Source organism: Vibrio penaeicida, from assembly GCF_019977755.1.
GTDB classification, from domain to species: Bacteria; Pseudomonadota; Gammaproteobacteria; order Enterobacterales; family Vibrionaceae; genus Vibrio; species Vibrio penaeicida.
This window is the reverse complement of the sequence record NZ_AP025145.1, coordinates 141092-159184: the sequence shown is the minus strand read 5'-3', so window position 1 is coordinate 159184 and position 18093 is coordinate 141092. Positions and strand designations below refer to the sequence as shown.

Sequence of the window (18093 nt, the reverse complement as noted above, 5' to 3'; positions counted from 1 at the left end):
ACAGAGGGTAACGTTCAGCTCATCCCAATGGTTGATACCTGATACTAACGGGATGAACTTGAATGGTTCAATACAGAAAATGTAGAGGCAATGGATATGCTTACTGAAATTAATACGATTATTTACGCATCGGATTTGCAAAAAGGCAGTCGCCCTGCGTTTCGAGCTGCCGTTAAACAAGCCATTGCACATGATGCCAAAATTGTATTTCTTCATGCGATTCCCCCCATTGGAGAACTGACTCAGCAAGTAATGGTGAGTTATCTCCCTAAAAAGGTGAATCAAAAGCATACCGATCAAATAATGGCAGATGCTCAAGCACGCATTCAGTCTTTTTTAGAAAGCGAGCTGGATAACGTGACTGCCTTACCACAGCCTCCACAAATTCAAACTCAGATAGGTGAACCGCATGAGGTGATCTTGTCCTGCGCTCGAAAACACAGCGCACAACTTATTGTCATGGGAGACAGGGAAGCAAACGCGATATCGCGTCTGTTTTTAGGGTCAACCGCCCTTAAAGTCATCAGTCAGAGTGATATTCCAGTCCTCATTGTTCCACTCAGCCAAGCGTCGGCTAGCAGAGAATAAGTTGGTAAATAAAAACTTAGTAAAGAATAAGTTAGCCAAGAATGAGCTAACGGAATAAAAGTCAGATAAAAGTGAAACACCTCCATGATAAGTCTGCTGAACGTTTGCCTGCCAAGCAATTGGCTACTCGGACTTATCGACCCAACACAGAAAGGGAAGTTTATGAAACGTGTAACTAAAGCCATGAAGGCTGCTCTTATTGCTGCCGGTCTGATGACCAGTTTTGCAGCACTGTCCGCTAATTATCCTAATCGCCCAGTTAAGTTTGTTGTGCCATGGCCTCCGGGCGATTTGGAAGACATTCTTACCCGTGTGATTGCAGAAGAAATGTCGAAAGAAACGGGCAAACCTGCATCTGTCGTGAATAAGCCCGGTGGTGGCGGTGTGGTAGGTGCGACGGATGTCTCTCGCTCTCGTCCCGATGGGCTGGTGATTGGCTCTTTCGTTGCCGATATACTCACAACGCAAGTGTTGTATGGCACTGCACCATTCGACCAATCCACGTTTGAACCCGTTGGGATTTTCCTCGATTACCCATTCGCCATTGCGGTGAAGTCAGACGCGCCATATAACAATCTGGAGGAGTTGGCGGCTTACTCTAAAAGCAACAAAGTCACATTAGGGCATTTTGGCTATCAAGCCTTACCTACCGCTATTACCTTTAAAGCCGCAGACCAAATCGGAATCAAGTTTTCTTCGGATGCGCCATTTGATGTGTTGGATTGTTCAACCTTGGCAAATGGTGATGCAGATGTCATCAACACCACAACTCAGCTCATTCTAGCCTGTTTGAACTCTGGTGATGTAAAGCTGCTCACTTCGATCAGCCGCGATCGCCTTTCTATTTCGCCTGATGTCGCAACACTAGCGGAACAAACAGGCATTACGCAAACAACATGGAACGGTCTGTTTGTGAAGAAAGGTACGCCTCAAGCGATCAAGGACAAAATCGCGGGTATCGCTCAGAAAGCGCTTCAAGCTGACCGTGTTAAGGACATCAGCATGAATACGGGTGCGGGTGTCTATTGGCTAGGTGGTAAAGATGCTGAAGCCCTGTTAGCGAAAGACTTTGAACAAGCGAGATCACTGCTCAATTTCATGAATCAGTAATCGAAAGGGGGGATATCCCCCCTTCCAAGGAGTGCAGTATGATCTCTGAAACCCATTCTCTCGACACAAAGCCTGTAACTGACAGCCCCCAATCTGAAACAAATAAAGGGTTGGAAAACAAAGGGACAGGCGGAATTTTCGTCTTCTTTGCTGTGTGCGGATTGCTTCTGCTGTGGTTCTTACCCGAGCAAGCATCCTGGGTAAAAACCAAACGTGGTTGGTACACCCAGCCGATGATGGGCCCCGCGCTAGGTTTGGGCGTTTTTGTGGTTTTTGCCTTGCTCAAGGTGCTGTACCACATTCGACGTTTTTCTCTTCATCCCATCCGAGCTTTGGATTCTGGTGCCGAGGCCATTGCCAGCTATCGTGTCGCTATTATTGCTGGTGCTTTGTTTGCACTTTACATTCACTCGCTGTCCATTATGGGGTTTGCACCAGCTACATTGCTTTTTGTTTGCACTTTGCTGTGGGTAAGCCGATTACTGGATGGCTTTTGGTTAATGATGAGCGTTCTTGGTGTCGCAGCCGTTGTGATCATATTTAGAGTTATGTTGAACCTATGGCTACCGGATGTTTGGCTATATGGGTTACTGCCAGAATCTTGGTCGCTGTTTGCCAATCAATATCTGTAAGGAGATAACATGGAATCATTAATGTTAGGGCTTGCAGAAGTCGGAACGGTTAGTGTACTGAGTGCCATCTTACTTGGGGCACTTATTGGGGTGACCATTGGATCTATCCCAGGTTTAGAACCTGCCGGTGTAATGGCTATTTTATTGCCAATCAGCTTTTCAATGGAGCCATTAGCTGGCGTTAGCTTGCTGGTTGGTGTGTATGGCGGCGCTTGGTATGGGGGGGCTATTCCTGCCATTTTGATGAACACACCCGGCACTCCGGTAGCGGTATTGACCACTTACGATGGCTACCCAATGACCCAGCGAGGCGAAGGGAAAAAAGCACTCTCAATAGCTTATTCTGCTTCCTTTGTGGGTGGCTTGGTGAGCATTCTTTCTTTGGTTTTCCTTGCGCCTATTTTATCGCAGGTCGCTACGCATTTTGGTTCAGCTGAGTTTGCCATGCTCGCGTTGTTGGGTATGGTGTTTGTGGTTTTAGCGCATCGCAACCAAGTGCTTGATGCCGCCATGATGCTTGGGCTCGGTATCTTCTTCGGTTCCGTCGGCGTAGATCGCTCATACAACACGTTAACTTATACTTTTGGTCAGGAATGGCTACTTGGTGGGATTCCGCTGGTTCCAGCGGTAATCGGGCTGTTCGCGATGTCTCAAGCTTTTGTTCTGCTTTCCCAAAAAGGCGGCGATGCCAAGACCACTAAACTTGAAGGTAAAGGGTACTTCTCTGGCTTAATCACGCTGGCAAAACATAAAATTACCGTTGCTCGCTCTGCTGCGCTGGGCGTGGTGATGGGGCTATTACCTGGAGTTGGCGAGTTCGGCTCTCAGTTTTTCTCTTACACATTGGCCCAAAAGTTTTCGAAAACTCCGGAAAAATTCGGCGATGGCGCAGAAGAAGGGCTGATTGCCTCTGAAACCTCCAACAATGCAGTGACGGCATCGGTCATGATCCCTCTTCTGGCTTTTGGTATTCCTGCCGACGCCTTAATGGCCATGCTATTAGCCGTATTTATGGTGCACAACTACATTCCCGGTCCAACCCTTTTTGTTGAAAGACCGGAGTTTATCTCTGGATTGTATTTGTCGCTTTTGCTGATCAATGTGGTGGTCTTTTTGTATTTAACCTTCGCGACCAAATGGATTGTGAACCTCACCAAAATCCGTGGTCGGTTTATTGGCGCTTTCATCCTAATTCTGGGTTTTATTGGTAGCTATAGCCAAAACTACCAGTTTTCCGATGCCATTATCGCCCTTGGATTTGCAGGCTTGGGCTATGTGTTACGCAAAAAAAACATACCCGCGGTGCCCATTGTACTTGGGTTGGTATTAGGACCGGTGTTTATGGTACGAATGCGACAAGCACTCGGTGTCGCAGATGGTGATTTGTCGATTTTGGTTACGCGCCCAATCGCGGCAACATTGTTAGGGCTCACAATACTTTCGATCGTGGTATACGCCCTCTCTTTGAAAAAGAGATAAGGAAAAGAGATAAAATTCAATTACCTGCAATGCTGACCATTGCAGGTTTTTCTTTATTTCAAAGTGGTTTTGTTTATTTCAAAATAGATAGATAAAGGCGCAAGCGTTAAACCGTACAATTGTTGCGATACACTAAGCTGGTCAGTTCTACTTTGCTGTTGATTTCCATTTTGGCGAAAATGTGCTGAAGATGCGTTTTCACTGTTGGCAAACTACAACATAACTCGTTAGCAATCGCTTTGTTTGGCATGCCTTGCAAAGCAAATTGAGCCACCAATCGTTCTTTCTCGGTTAGGGAATATTGGTCGCAAAAAGCTTGGTAACTCATGGATTCCGGAGTCGATAAGCTTTGATTCAAAGAGAATTCAATGTACCGATGCATGTGGTGTAACTTCATCACATCGTCCGTACCCATGGTATTTTGGTTGTTACCAACAAACATAGCGGCGCCAGCCACCAGCTTGCCATCTACATGGAAAAAGAGCTCGATGATGTCGTTGATTTTCCATGGGCGAATAAAGTCTTTGAAATATGTGTGAGAGGCACGCTGTTGCGCGGGCACTAAATCGTTCATTTTTACGACTTTAGCGGCAGAAAATCGAAAGTTGGTTGGATGAAGAGGATCCGTTTTGTAGAAGTGATCGAGATATTCCCGATGCATCGAAGGTTGGATCTTAACCGATTTATAGCAAATCGGTTTCGCTTGTTCGTCGACCAGATAACTCGCCATTTTAGAAAAATTAAACACGCCAGAAAACAAACCAAGTAGCTCATCTTGAAACTGGTTTAATTTCTCTAATTGGGATCCTTGAGCTTGGTGTGTCATGGTTATCCAGCCTCCATAAAATCTGCTGTTAAGCCCCATATTATCGGCTTTTCCGTTCACACCACGTTATTTCGATCACACAAATTAAACAACTATTTAAACTATTAATAACATTCTTACTTTTAAGAAATGAGACCTTATTTCAACAATCAATGAGCCTCTTAATAAACTGACTAAATATACTCAAGCCACCTCAAGATGCTAGGTTCAGCGAGAATTGCTTGGTTTTCAGGCAAGGCAACGATTTGAAGATCTAGTGGTTCTAAATCAAGAATCGGTAACGCAGCATGAAATCCAAGCAAACTCGCCCTTGGGAGCTTATCTTCTGCCCCATTTCATTGTCAAAGAACTTGGAAAGGACTCGTCATTCCACTGCGTTCCCGATTTTGAAGTAGAGAGGCTTGAATTGAAGCAGAAGATAGAGCTCTGAATCCTACACCTTGAGGTAGCTTGAGTATAAGACCCCAAAAATTCCCTCGGATTCGAAATTAGCAGTGAGTTTGGGATAAATCGCTGTTATTCACAGTGGAGTTAGAATTATTTGCATTTGATAATGGTTTTCATTTAAATTATCACCCACTTTTGTGTAAACAGGATCGGGATATGGATTTAGAACAGTGTTGGGCGCGCTTTGTTAAAGCCGAAGAATTGTTAGAGCAAGGACACTGGCCCGAGGCACAATACCTATATAACGATGTATTAGAACATCTCCCGATTTATGTTACGCAAGCAGCCGAAAGTGAAGACATCAAGCCATGTCAGATGAGTTGTTTGCTCGCCGGATTGAAAGACGCGGCCATTAGCCAGTCTGAAATCCTGAACAAAATGGGGCAACAACGCGAAGCATTCGACCTGCTAAACCAGACTTATGCGCACATGCAGTTTCTTGCGCTCGAACAGTATGATATTGTTCGTGCCGTCGAGCCAACACTTATCCAGCATAGTGAAACAATATTCCGCCATATTGCGGCATTTTGTGCGGCTCAACGTAATGCCAGTTGGCAGTTGGAGCTGGATGCCCTTCAAAAAGCACACCATCACTTCAACCAACTAAAGCTGTATTCAGAGAGAACCAGCGCGGTATACACTCTGAATTAATAGGGTCTGCCTTGTAAAAAGAACCTACAAATGGCTGCAAAAAATAATCTCGAAAGGTCAACAGACCCTAATAAGGAAGTTCAATGTCACAGTCCCCAATTCTTACAGTTCGCGATCTGTCAGTAACCTTTACGACCAACGATGGTCCTGTACACGCAGTAAAGAACGTTCATTTCGACCTAAAAAAGGGCGAAACACTGGCAATCGTTGGTGAGTCGGGTTCAGGAAAGTCGGTATCGACAAACGCCATTATGCGCCTTCTTCCACATAACTCTATTATTCCAGCTGAAGCCGACATTCAGTTTGAAGGTAAGTCCATTCTGGATCTTTCTGAAAAAGAAATGCAATCCATTCGTGGCGACCGAATCGGCATGATTTTTCAGGAGCCAATGACCTCTTTGAACCCGTACATGCGTGTCGGTATTCAGGTTGCTGAAGCACTGATGTGTCACCGTAAGGTAAGCCAGTCAAAAGCGAAAGAAAGAGTACTTGAACTGTTCAACCTTGTTCACCTTCCAAACCCAGAGACAGCGTACACCAAGTACCCGCATGAATTCTCTGGTGGCCAGCTGCAACGTATCATGATTGCAATGGCACTCATGAACGAACCTGATCTTTTGATTGCCGACGAGCCAACCACTGCACTCGACGTAACTGTGCAAGCGGAAGTGCTTAACCTGATTAAAGAAATTCAGGAAAAGATGGGCATGGCTATCCTGTTCATCACGCACGATTTAGGTGTTGTTAAGCACTTTGCTGATCGTGTGATCGTGATGTGTAAAGGTGATGTTGTAGAGGAAGGCCAAACAGCAGAATTGTTCAAGAATCCGACTGAAGACTACACAAAAATGCTGATCAACTCGATTCCGCATGGCAGTAAAGATCCAGTCGCTGAAGATGCCGTTGATCTTCTTAAAGCGGACGATATTCGCGTTAAGTTCCTTATTAAATCGCATTTTCTACCAAGCAAGAACCAATACTTTGAAGCCGTTAAAGGCATTTCCCTTGAATTAAAACAAGGTGAAACATTGGGGATTGTTGGTGAGTCGGGTTCCGGTAAATCCACGCTAGGCCGTGCTTTAATTGGCTTGCTACCGTCAGAAGGTAAGATTGCTTATCGTGGTCGTGATGTGAGTACGCTAACTGAGAAAGAAAAATTTGAACTGAAAAAAGACATTCAAATGGTATTCCAAGACCCGTACGGTTCGCTTTCTCCTCGTATGACGGTTGGCGATATCATTACGGAATCCCTAACGGTGCATCAACCAGGTCTAAGCCGCTCTGAGCGCATGACGCGAGCACGCCAAGCATTGGAAGAAGTTCGTTTAGACCCGCACTCCATTAACCGCTATCCGCATGAGTTTTCAGGTGGTCAACGTCAGCGTATTGCGATCGCTCGTGCGCTGATTCTTGAGCCTTCGTTCATTCTTCTAGATGAGCCTACATCCGCTCTTGACCGTTCTGTACAGCTAACGGTTATCGACCTATTGAAAGATCTTCAGAAGAAGCACAACATTGGCTTCCTGTTCATTAGCCACGATTTGAGTGTTGTTAAAGCACTTTCTGACCGTGTAATGGTGATGCAGAAAGGTATCGTGATGGAAGAAGGATCCGCGGAAGAGATCTTCAACAATCCGCAGCATGAATACACGCAAAAATTGATTGATGCGTCGTTTGATCTTGATGAGGATCTTGTTGCATAAAGCAAAAAAATCAACAGCTTAAATTCTAAAAATGCCTCTTAACAATAAGAGGCATTTTTTATTGCAAAAAAACCCTACATTCTTAAGGCAAATATGTGTGTGTGTACTATGCTTTTAGCTACATAATAAATAAGGCTAGGCTAGACACATGTACAACATGGCAGGTCGAAAGCTAGAAGAAATGGCAGACGTTCGGCTACTACGCAGAAAACGGACTCTCATCGTTTTATCTGTAATCGTCTTCATACTACTTTCGGTATTTGGATTTCTAAGTATAAGTAATGGAGACCACTTCCAAGGCTCCATCAACTACATCAGTGCGCTGGTTGTTTTTTCCAATCTCGCTTTATTTCTAAGCCGTGGTCACTACACGAAAGCTGCTCATGTCCTTACGCTTGTACTTGTTACCCATGCAATTGTACTGATCCTAACTGGCGGCTTGTCTAAGTCTTCCGTTTATTGGATTTACCCTATTCTTGCTACCATTATCTTTGTGAATTCGGTTAGGGGCGCTGTATTAGCTACAACGAGTTTCTTTGTATTTTGTATTGTTGCGTTTACCTCTCCTAATTTCCCGTATTTATCCGCAGATTATTCAGAGTTTTCCGTTGGGCGCTTCTTAACAAGCATGTTGGCTTTCTTGGCGATTTGCCATTACTTTGCCTATCAATACTGCAAAACCAATCACTATGTACTGTCACTGTATCAGGAAGGCATTGAAGACTTAGCCTATAGAGATGCACTCACTGGATTGGCAAACCGGTGGAGTTTTGAAAAATGGGCTGAACCTAAGCTCAAAGAGCTCAGACACAGCTCCAAAATAGCGGCGTTGGTTTTCATCGATATTGATAACTTCAAAGAAATTAATGACAATTTTGGTCATTCCGTTGGCGACAGAGTATTACAAAGCTTTGGACAAAGACTTGCAAATAACCTGCGTACAAAAAGCCGAAAGGACCAAAAGGATGAGTTTTCCATCGCCCGATATGCTGGGGATGAATTCGTTGTGTTGCTCTACGATATTCCCAGTGCACATGTACTAGAAAGCATCATAGGACGTATCACGTCTTTGTTTAACGATGGCTACCAAGTCAACAATCAGGTCAATTATGTGACGTTAAGTGTTGGTGTATCCGTGTATGGGCAAGATGCTTTTGAGCTGCCAGAATTGCTTCGCTGTGCCGATAAAGCCATGTATGCCGCTAAATGCGATGGCAAAAACGACTACGAGTTTTATCACAACATTCAGTCTGGCAATAAAAAAGCCAGTAATGTGAAACCCTTCAATAGACATGGCTCGGCGTTGAAAGAGCTGTAAGTTGCTCCTTTCGCTTCAAGATAACCAGTTTTCTTTAAGATAAACAGCTTGCTCTAAGACATGTGATTCCGATAAATCAGGCATGTCGTTTCTATCGCCGTGTCGCTTCTATCGTATAGTTAGACGCATCTTGGCACATCGAGGCACGCTATTTCCTTTATCGTTTCTTTACTTTGTAACCTAATCAACGGATGGATCCGTATATATACCCAAGTCACCTCAAGATGCAGGATTCAGAGCCTCATATTCTGTTTCAGTTCAAGCCTCTTTATTTCAAAAAATCAGGAACGCAGCGGAATGATGAATCCTTTCCAAGTTCTTTGACGAAGAAATGGGACAGAATATGGGCTCCCAAGGGCGAGTTTAACTGGCTTTCATACTGCGTTACCGATTTTTGATTTAGAACCACTAAATTATCAAATCGGTGCCTTGTCTTAAAGACAGTTAAATCTCGCTGAACCAAGTATCTTGAGGTCACTTGGGTATATATTAGGTGCGCTACAGCAAGAGTAAAGACTATGAAAAATCAACTGGATATTCTCTTTGTTCTAACGGTAATGGATAAAATTAGAAGAAGTGGGATTAAATCAGAGAATGGCTATGTGCTCGAAGGCATAGAGGCTGGAACGGGTTACGATGAATACACCGTCTACTTAGCCACACCGCAGGTCACTCTATATATATTTTTCCACAATAAATACCAATTCGAATATAAAAAAGAAGAGCACTTCAAAGGTTTTATGAAAAGCCTTGAGGTGATTAATCGAAACTATTAGTTAGCGATAGTAAGCTCACAACTAAAAGTAATGCGAGATTGCAAGGTAGCGAGTGCGAATGTGCTCTATGAGTAAACTCACTTTCTTAGGCGGTTGACGTGTAAATGGGTAAACGGCGTAGATTCCGAGCTTTTTACCTACAAGCTCTGGGAAAATATCGACAAGTTCACCACTTCTAATATCGTGATACACCAAACAACGAGGGACATAAGCAATGCCATGCCCGCCCAGTGCCGCCTTGCGCAGAGCGGTGGCATTATCGGTCGAGAACGATCCTGATACCCTCACAATGTAGTTTCCTTTAGAAGATTTAAACTCCCAATCTGACGCACCCGTGGTTTGGTAAGCGTATTGCAAGCAGTTGTGGCTGGTTAAGTCTTCTGGCTTTAACGGTTTGCCATTTTTAGCGATGTAAGATGGCGAAGCGCATACTAGCCATTGCGAGTCGAGAATATGACGAGCAATCAAACTGGAGTCTTCCAAATATCCTGTTCGAATAACTAAGTCAAAGCCTCCTTCTACCAAGTCGACAAATCGATTATCCAAAGACATATCAACCGTTAACCCTGGGTGCATATTACAAAATTCAGCAACCGCATCTGCCAAGATAAGGTCGCCAGAGATACTGGGCACCGACATTTTTACATGGCCACTTATCTTCTCTCCAAAACCGGAAATCACATCCATCGCTTCATTTACGGCTTGGTTAACGTTTTTCGCTCCTTGATACAGAGCTTTTCCCGCTTCGGTTAGGGTAAGCTTTCTTGTGGTGCGATACAGCAGTTGCACACCCAACTCTTCTTCGAGTCGCGCGATCCTTTTACTCACGACAGAATTCGTTAAGTCGTTTTGTTCCGCAGCTTTACTGAATGTGCCTAAAGCCACTACTTGATAGAACAATATTAGGTCATCACTACGCATCGCATTCTGTTAAATTTGGCAATAATTGAGGCAATTATTTCCTTAAGTGACAAAAAAATAAAGGAGCACGGTCACGTTTGTCTGAACCGGATTCCGTTTACTTCATACGGCTCTCTACTGTTAAAGGCTTCGTTGTTAAATAGATCGGTTATTGAATAAATTGGTTGTTAAAGAGGCAAACGGCTAAAAGCAAAAAAGGGCAGGCATCAAACTGACACCTGCCCTTCCAGAACGTTCTATTCCATTTACTTACATCACTTTAGCTAGGCAATCGCATTTTCCAAAATCGCTTTAGATTCCACCAGAGTGATGCTGCCATTCTCACTCAACTTAACCAGTCCATGCTCTTCAAGTTTAGCCAATACTGCTTGCACAGCTGTTTCTTTGTCTGTGGTGTGCTCGGTAAGCTTTGTGTTCATACCCACGCTTTGATAAAACGCTTCTAGGGCATCAATCGTTTGCTCTGCCAATTCATCCGAGTCTTTTAATCCAAAGACATTTCGCCCTAATTGCTCTAGCTTCGCTTTTTTATACTCAAGCTGATTTCGAAGCAATGAAGGTTGAATGATCGCCAACGAATGAGCGTGGTCGACCCCGTACAAAGCCGTGAGCTCATGACCAATCACATGAGTTGACCAATCTTGCGGTACACCAGAGCCAATCAATCCATTAAGCGCTTGATTGGCTGTCCACATAAGATTGGCTCGCCATTCGTCGCTATCGCGTTGCTTAAAACGCTCACCTAAATCCTTCAATGTTCGAAGCAACGATTCTGCATACGCGTCTTGAACCATCGCACCATTTGGCTTGGTAAGGTACTGCTCACAAACGTGTATCCATGCGTCTACAATGCCATTGATCAACTGACGCTCAGGGAGGGTTTTCATTACATCGGGATCCAAAATAGCAAACTTCGGCTGCACCGCTGGGTGGTAAAACGACAATTTGTCCTGCGTTTCACTTTTGGTTATCACAGCTGCTGGGTTAGATTCCGACCCAGTAGCAGGTAACGTTAACACCGCACCAAGCGCTACGGCTTCTTTCACCTGATGTTTACCTTCTAGGATGTCCCATCCGTCCCCGTCATACTTTGCAGCCGCTGCAATGTATTTCACGCCGTCAATCACTGAGCCGCCGCCGACCCCAAGCACAAACTCAATGTCATCTTGCTTAACAATCTCAACTGCTTTATCCAACGTTTCTTTGGTTGGATTGGGCTCTACGCCTGAAAACTCCTGCCAGCTGTGTTCTTTCAAAGCGTCAACGACTTGATCATAGACGCCATTTTTTTTGATAGAGCCACCGCCGTAGACCACCAATACACTTGAGGAGGTTGGAATCGCTTTTGATAGCGCTTCTATTTGACCTTGGCCGAAATGGATTTGAGTTGGGTTTACATAGGAAAACTTCATTGCAATGCCTCTTGTACCTAGGTTTGTTGACCTTTCGGGAAAGCAAAAACCCTAATTGACAATGTCAATCAGGGTTGTGGAATTTGAATGTGAGTATAGCCTAAAGTGGCTTTTACTAGGCTGCCACAGGTCCTCGTTTAGAGAAAAACGTAGGGTATTTCTTCCGAATATGGCGCTGCTCTTCAACCATATTCTTTAAACTCGGTCCCTTGGACAATTGAAAGATAACCTCATCGTTATCGAACCTTAACACTGCCCCTTCAACAGAGATATGAGTATTACCATGCAAACGCAGAGTACCAGCGATGCTCAGACCGCGATAAAGTGACGCGACATTTGCCATAAGGACACGTATGCCTTTCTCCGACACTTCACAAATGTGGTAATACTGATCCTTGATTCTTAATACAGGTCTTTCCTGCTTTGGGTATCGCAGGCGATAGTATCGACGCTTTTGTTCAACAGATGTCTGGCTCATGATGGTGAATACTCCGTTTTTCACTCAGCAACTGGATGCTATCTTTCATTGAAGGCTGTTCATTAGAGACATAGCCCGTTGCTGTCACGATAGACCTTAACTTATCACAATTGCTGCCTTCTTTATCGGCTCAAGGTCTACCAAATGATTCTTGTCTCAATAATAAGCATCGGCTGAACACTATTTTTCTTTAACAATTTTTATAACAAAAAATCGCTCTTTTATTCCATGAGCTTAAAAGCGCTTTTTGTTAGCGTCTTGATCCCACGTAACACGCCCCTTAAATAGGGTTGCGTGATAAAGCAAAGCGAGGGGCTATATGGGGGATACTGTTCACGAAAAACCTATTGTTAATTTTGTTACGCATGAAATATAAAGACATTTAAACCAACATGAGAAACAAAACCAACACAAAACACCAAAAATCAAACTTAACAGTTTTTAATTCTAGAATATATATTCGTATTAAGCTTTATGTATTGAAAGGTATTTAAATAGCGGGATAATAGACTCATTGTTAATCATTTGTTAAACACAAAACCAAACAATAAGGACATATCATGGAAATGGAAAACAAGTTTCTGATTGAAGCTTTTCAAACCCCCAAAAGCATAGCAGAGCAACTTTCATCCTACTTTGAGCAGCTCCCCGCAGACCAATACGTCGACAGTGATCACCGTTATCGCACCTACGCAAGATTCCAATCTACAAATAATGAGTTAACCCGTTTACCCCACTCTACTTTTACGCAATCTTCAGAATTCAATAGAGTCGTTGGCGATGTTGAACGAGATTTTGCCAAAATGGATGAGGAAATGGTGAAAACACCGTACTTTCAGCACCTCATCAAATCGTTTATGGAAAGAACGGGGACAGACAAAGACAATTCGGTTGTGGATGTACACCAAATTCGTGTGACTTGCGGTTCCGACGCAACCAGTGCACCCGCACCAGAAGGGATACATCAAGATGGCTACCGATATGTTGGCATTTTCTGTGTGCAACGGAAAAACATCACTGGTGGGTTTACACAAATTTTTGCTTCTCCGGTTGATCAACACCCTCACTTAAACACCGTGTTAGAAGAAAACCAGTTTGTGGTACTCAATGACTCACGCTTTTTCCACCACATTTCTGAAACGCTTTCTAGCGTAGCGGGCGAAAAGGGAGTACGCGATGTCTTCGTATTTACCGCTTAATCAAGAAAATGTTGAGGGTCTTAGAGAGCAATTCCCAGCGCTTAATATGCAGCAGAATGGAATTGCGCCCATCTATTTTGATGGTCCCGGTGGAACCCAGCTTCCACTCTCTGTTATTGAGGGCTATGGCGCTTACTTAGCGCAAGGTAATTCTAACTTGGGTGGTCGTTTCTCTGTGAGCCACAACACAGTGAGTTTAGTGGATACGTGCAGAGAAAAAGCGGCATCACTTTTTGGTACAGCATCCAAAGATGAAATCGTCTTTGGTGCCAACATGACGACCATGACCTTTCATTTTAGCCGCGCAATTAGCCAAGATTGGCAAGCAGGAGATGAGATCATCCTAAGCGATGCCGATCACGGGGCCAATCGTTCGTCTTGGGCAATGGCGGCCCAACTGAAAGGCGTTAAAGTCCACTACATTCCCGTTGTAGACAATAGCTGTAATCTGGACTTAGAGGTGTTTCAGTCCTTACTGAATGAAAAAACACGTTTGGTTGCTGTTACGGCGGCCAGTAATCTGTCTGGCACAATGGTCGATATAGAAAAAATCACCCAGCTCTCAAAAGCGAACGGCAGTGTCGTTTTTATTGATGCCGTGCACCTTTTACCTCATAAAATTCTCGATGTAAAAACGCTAGGCGCAGACTTTGTTGCAAGTTCTGCCTACAAATTTTTCGGTCCTCACCTTGGCGTGCTTTATGGTCGTAAAGACTGTTTAGAACAATACACACCTTTTAAAGTAGAGCCCGCCCCTACCTATGCCCCGAACTGCTGGGAAACGGGTACATTGAACTTTGAGGCGCTCTCTGCATTCTCATACACTGTCGATTATTTGGCGACATTAGGACAAGGGGAAAGCCTAAGAGCTCAACTGGAATCAGCCTACGGAAATATTCGACAGTATGAAGAATCACTAGCGACGTACTTTCTTTCTCGCCTAGCCGAATTCCCGTCCATTGAATTATTCGGGGAGCCTACTGCAAACAACAGAACCGCTACGTTTGCTCTTCGATTTGGCGATCTTGACCCGGCAGACATCGCCTCGCATCTTGGAACACAGGAAATCTATACGTGGAGCGGTCATTTGTACGCCGATAGATTAACAGATGCACTAAGCGTTACAGACAAAGGCGGCATTTTGAGAGTTGGGCTAATGCACTACAATACCCAAACCGAAATCGACCGATTCTTTAGCGTATTGCGCAGCATTCTTTAGTTTCAACCCTATAAAAACCTAAGCCAACATTATACCCAAGTGACCTAAAAATGCAGGATTCAGAGCCTCATAGTCTGTTCCAGTTCAAGGAGAAGGACGCAATGGAATGACGAGTCCTTTCCCAGTTCTTTGACGATGAAACAGAACAGAATATGAGCTCCCAAGGGCGAGGTTACTTGGGTATATATTGCTGGCTTTTTTGATCAATTGGAATTCGTTCAGTAAATTTTAAAAATTATGCAAATAATCCTACTTCCAATACACCTTCATTATTAATATCTCTTCTGACCTTATACATATTTAAGAACTAGAGCCATCACCAAAGTTTTTAAAACCACTTCGATTATTCTAACACCATTAATTTTTCAAAAGATATTTACTACTTATCAACCAATATTTTCAGATCATTAATATAGAAATCAATTACATAAACTAAATGTAACCAGTCTCATTGACGGAGTATCGATAAAAATCAAAGGGAATAGTAATAAAAACAATCATTAAGGAATATAAGATGGCTATTTTTAAAAGCACCATACTGCTGGCAACGTCACTGGCAGTATTCAGCTCGGTATCCATTGCCAATACTCCAGCCGATATGAGTATTGTAAATGAAGAGAGAATAGCGGAAATGCTGATTCGCTCTGGAAAACTCAAAATAGATACGACACAAATAGAAAGAGAAGAGGCAGTAAAAAATTTCTTAGATACAAAACAACCCCACATAGAATATGTCAGCACAACATTTCAAGAAAAAGTTGCTAAGCATAGAAATAAGATACTTAAGTCGTTAACAAGTAAGAAAGTGCGGAAGCTGAATGACGCTTCCTCCTACTCCATCTCAGCCAAAAGAACAGACAGAGTCATCGCGTTAATGATCGACTTTCCTGACTTACCTTGGGACAACAACAGAATTACCGATGAGCATACTGACATGCTGTATGACTCTTACCCTATTTCACATTATACGGATTTATTGTTTTCTCCTTCAGGCTACGAAGGACCCAATGGAGAAAGTATTATTTCAATGAGGCAATACTACGAACAAGAATCCGGTGGGACTTATTCGATGTTTGGGAAAGGATTTGGATGGTATAGAGCCACCAAAGATGCCGCCCATTATGGCGTAAATGATCCCCGTACTGGTAACGACAGTAATGTTCGCGAGCTAGTGCGTGAAGCACTTAATCAGCTCGCGAATGATCCGAATATAGACTTGAGCAACTACGACAAAGAAGATCGATACGACTACGATAACGATGGCGATTACTACGAGCCAGACGGGATTATCGATCACCTTATGATCTTCCATTCCTCTGTGGGGGAGGAAGCCGGTGGCGGTGTTTTAGGCGAGGATGCAATTTGGTCTCACAGTTGGAATCTAGGCAGAGTTCACCAACTTCCTAGAACGTCTAGCAAGCTACATGAACGTTTTAATGGGCAGTATGCTGCGTTTGATTACACTATTCAGCCCTTCGACGTTTCCGTCGGGGTTGCTGCAAACCTATACGCGCGCGACTTAGGTTTACCAGGCGAGCATAACATGCAAGGAACTGGTGCGGGTGAGCCTGCCGCATACTGGTCAGTCATGTCTTCTGGTAGTCGGGCTGGCGAATTGGATGGGATTCGACCAACCGCATTTAGCCCTTTCGCAAAGCTATTTTTACAAGAGTCATTAGGGGGACGCTGGTTGAATTCCACGCAACTTTCGCTTGACGTGTTAACAGGAAAGCCTCGCTACTTAACCTTATATGAAACCACGGATAACCTTCGCCCGAATATGGTGAAAATTGAGCTGCCAGAAAAAAAGGTCTCCGACGTAGAGCCTTTTGGTGGTGAATATGCTTACCACTCCGCAACTAGACCAGTCTATTTTACTCACAACACCATGAACCGCAGGATCATTGTCCCTTCCGGAGATTCAGTGAGTCTCACCTTTAAAGCGTGGTACCAGATGGCTGTGGGCCGCGAGTACGCTAGAGTAGAGATTAACGGAACCCAAATCGAAGGCAACATTACCACCACTTACGATCATTTTAATATAGGAGGAGTGGTTCCTTATATAACGGGGGATTCTGATGGGTGGGTAGACGCCCGCTTTGATTTATCGGAATGGGCTGGCAGCGAGATATACCTCTCCTTTAGCTTTTACAGCTATAGTGACTTGGTACCAGAAGGTCTGTACATTGATGACATTGTCTTTGAGGTCGACGGGACAACTCATGTTATTGATGATGCCGAAGGTGAAAGTACGTTTAATTTGAGCGGATTTGACAAAGATCCAGGATTCCACTTCGCGGATCATTATTATCTGCTTCAATGGCGCAATCATGACGGCATTGATAAAGGGCTCGAGAGTATTCGTCAATTTGGACAACTGATTTCTTATGAACCAGGCTTGGTCATTTGGTATGTCGATAATTCTTTTACTGACAACTGGGCGAACGACCGCTGGATAGGGTTACTCCCAGAGGAAGGCTGGTTGAGTGTGGTCGATGCCGACCAAACTCCGCTTGTTTGGTCTAATGGCGAAGTGGCGAGATCTCACTACCAAGTTCGTGATGCTGCTTTTTCTCTGGAAGACAATTCACCGCTCGTTATCGTCGACAAAGAAGGCAACACACTGCAAGACACCCACTTAACATCAAATGGGGTATTTGATGACGGAGCGGACTACTCTTCGCGTAGCGCTCAGCGCACTGGGCTTAAATTGCTGAAATATGGGTTATCTGTAGAACTGCTCCTTCAAGCGCCCGATAACAGTTACGGCGTATTACAAATCTCTCATGAACTTCCCAATGAATCGCCCATTGCCAATTTCACTTTAAAAGTCGAAGGTAAGAACGTTATTTCATTCAACGAGAGTAGCGACCCCGACGGCAATATCGTTGGCTACTTATGGGATTTTGGCAACGGTCAAACCAGCACGGAAGCCAACCCAAGCTGGCAATACTTGGAAGCTGGCGAATACACTGTGGTCTTAACCGTGACCGACAACAAAGGGGCAACCGATAGCTACTCGGAAACGATAGAGATCATCGATGTGACTTATGAACCTCCTGTCGCTCAAGGCGGCTATTTATCCATATTCGGTGGTTACACTTTACTTTACTCCACAAGCTACGATCCGAACGGGCATATCGTGACAACTCGCTGGAAACTGGGTAAACCACACGTATATTTTGGTACTGTTATCCTCACACGTCTGCCAATCAATACAAAAACGGTTTGGCTAACAGTAAAAGATAACCAAGGATTGTATGGTTCCACTAAAATTCAATTAGACTAAGAACAGAGTCTAGAAATGACAAAAGCCAGCGATATAGCGAAAACT

The 18093-nt window shown here is 44.0% G+C and carries 15 protein-coding genes; 11 read left to right on the top strand and 4 right to left on the bottom strand.

The window, feature by feature from the left end; all coding sequences use genetic code 11:
* The first annotated feature begins 96 nt into the window (after positions 1-96).
* The 4 genes from LDO37_RS19140 (at position 97) to LDO37_RS19125 (ending at position 3809) form a co-directional block, all read left to right on the top strand.
* Positions 97-588, top strand: a complete 492-nt coding sequence (locus LDO37_RS19140) for a universal stress protein (RefSeq protein WP_126607944.1) — start codon at positions 97-99, stop codon at positions 586-588.
* A gap of 162 nt (positions 589-750) precedes the next feature.
* Entirely contained in the window at positions 751-1698 is a 948-nt protein-coding gene (locus LDO37_RS19135) for a tripartite tricarboxylate transporter substrate binding protein (protein ID WP_104398466.1), read from the top strand.
* Positions 1699-1736: 38 nt separating this feature from the next.
* Positions 1737-2330: a hypothetical protein gene (locus LDO37_RS19130; RefSeq protein WP_126607945.1), complete on the top strand. Its 594-nt coding sequence runs from the start codon at positions 1737-1739 to the stop codon at positions 2328-2330.
* 9 nt (positions 2331-2339) lie between these two features.
* Positions 2340-3809 (top strand): tripartite tricarboxylate transporter permease, encoded by a 1470-nt coding sequence (locus LDO37_RS19125; RefSeq protein ID WP_126607946.1) that lies wholly within the window; start codon positions 2340-2342, stop codon positions 3807-3809.
* A 106-nt stretch (positions 3810-3915) separates the two neighbouring features.
* On the opposite strand, the gene LDO37_RS19120 is transcribed toward LDO37_RS19125, so the two are convergent.
* On the bottom strand, positions 3916-4635 hold the full coding sequence (locus LDO37_RS19120) for a helix-turn-helix transcriptional regulator (protein ID WP_185829810.1): 720 nt from the start codon (positions 4633-4635) through the stop codon (positions 3916-3918).
* A gap of 603 nt (positions 4636-5238) precedes the next feature.
* On the opposite strand from LDO37_RS19120, the gene LDO37_RS19115 reads away from it, so the two are divergent.
* The 4 genes from LDO37_RS19115 to LDO37_RS19100 all read left to right on the top strand — a co-directional run bounded on the left by LDO37_RS19115 (position 5239) and on the right by LDO37_RS19100 (position 9530).
* On the top strand, positions 5239-5733 hold the full coding sequence (locus LDO37_RS19115) for a hypothetical protein (protein ID WP_126607948.1): 495 nt from the start codon (positions 5239-5241) through the stop codon (positions 5731-5733).
* 83 nt (positions 5734-5816) lie between these two features.
* Entirely contained in the window at positions 5817-7436 is a 1620-nt protein-coding gene (locus LDO37_RS19110; RefSeq protein WP_126607949.1) for an ABC transporter ATP-binding protein, read from the top strand.
* A 148-nt stretch (positions 7437-7584) separates the two neighbouring features.
* On the top strand, positions 7585-8754 hold the full coding sequence (locus tag LDO37_RS19105; RefSeq protein WP_126607950.1) for a GGDEF domain-containing protein: 1170 nt from the start codon (positions 7585-7587) through the stop codon (positions 8752-8754).
* A gap of 518 nt (positions 8755-9272) precedes the next feature.
* A complete protein-coding gene (locus LDO37_RS19100) occupies positions 9273-9530 on the top strand; it encodes a DUF3081 family protein (protein WP_126608199.1) in 258 nt (85 codons plus the stop codon).
* 21 nt (positions 9531-9551) lie between these two features.
* On the opposite strand, the gene LDO37_RS19095 is transcribed toward LDO37_RS19100, so the two are convergent.
* The 3 genes from LDO37_RS19095 to LDO37_RS19085 form a co-directional block, all read right to left on the bottom strand.
* Positions 9552-10451: a LysR family transcriptional regulator gene (locus LDO37_RS19095; protein ID WP_101110523.1), complete on the bottom strand. Its 900-nt coding sequence runs from the start codon at positions 10449-10451 to the stop codon at positions 9552-9554.
* A 263-nt stretch (positions 10452-10714) separates the two neighbouring features.
* A complete protein-coding gene (locus LDO37_RS19090; RefSeq protein WP_126608198.1) occupies positions 10715-11863 on the bottom strand; it encodes an iron-containing alcohol dehydrogenase in 1149 nt (382 codons plus the stop codon).
* 115 nt (positions 11864-11978) lie between these two features.
* Positions 11979-12341, bottom strand: coding sequence for a PilZ domain-containing protein (locus LDO37_RS19085; RefSeq protein ID WP_101110526.1), 363 nt, complete (start codon positions 12339-12341; stop codon positions 11979-11981).
* Positions 12342-12901: 560 nt separating this feature from the next.
* Between LDO37_RS19085 and LDO37_RS19080 the strand changes: the two genes are divergently transcribed.
* The 3 genes from LDO37_RS19080 (at position 12902) to LDO37_RS19070 (ending at position 18048) form a co-directional block, all read left to right on the top strand.
* A complete protein-coding gene (locus LDO37_RS19080; protein ID WP_101110528.1) occupies positions 12902-13540 on the top strand; it encodes a 2OG-Fe dioxygenase family protein in 639 nt (212 codons plus the stop codon).
* Entirely contained in the window at positions 13518-14759 is a 1242-nt protein-coding gene (locus tag LDO37_RS19075; protein ID WP_126609871.1) for a cysteine desulfurase-like protein, read from the top strand. The genes LDO37_RS19080 and LDO37_RS19075 overlap by 23 nt, the downstream gene beginning before the upstream one ends.
* Before the next feature lie 514 nt (positions 14760-15273).
* On the top strand, positions 15274-18048 hold the full coding sequence (locus tag LDO37_RS19070; RefSeq protein ID WP_126610424.1) for an immune inhibitor A domain-containing protein: 2775 nt from the start codon (positions 15274-15276) through the stop codon (positions 18046-18048).
* The last annotated feature ends 45 nt before the right edge of the window (positions 18049-18093 follow it).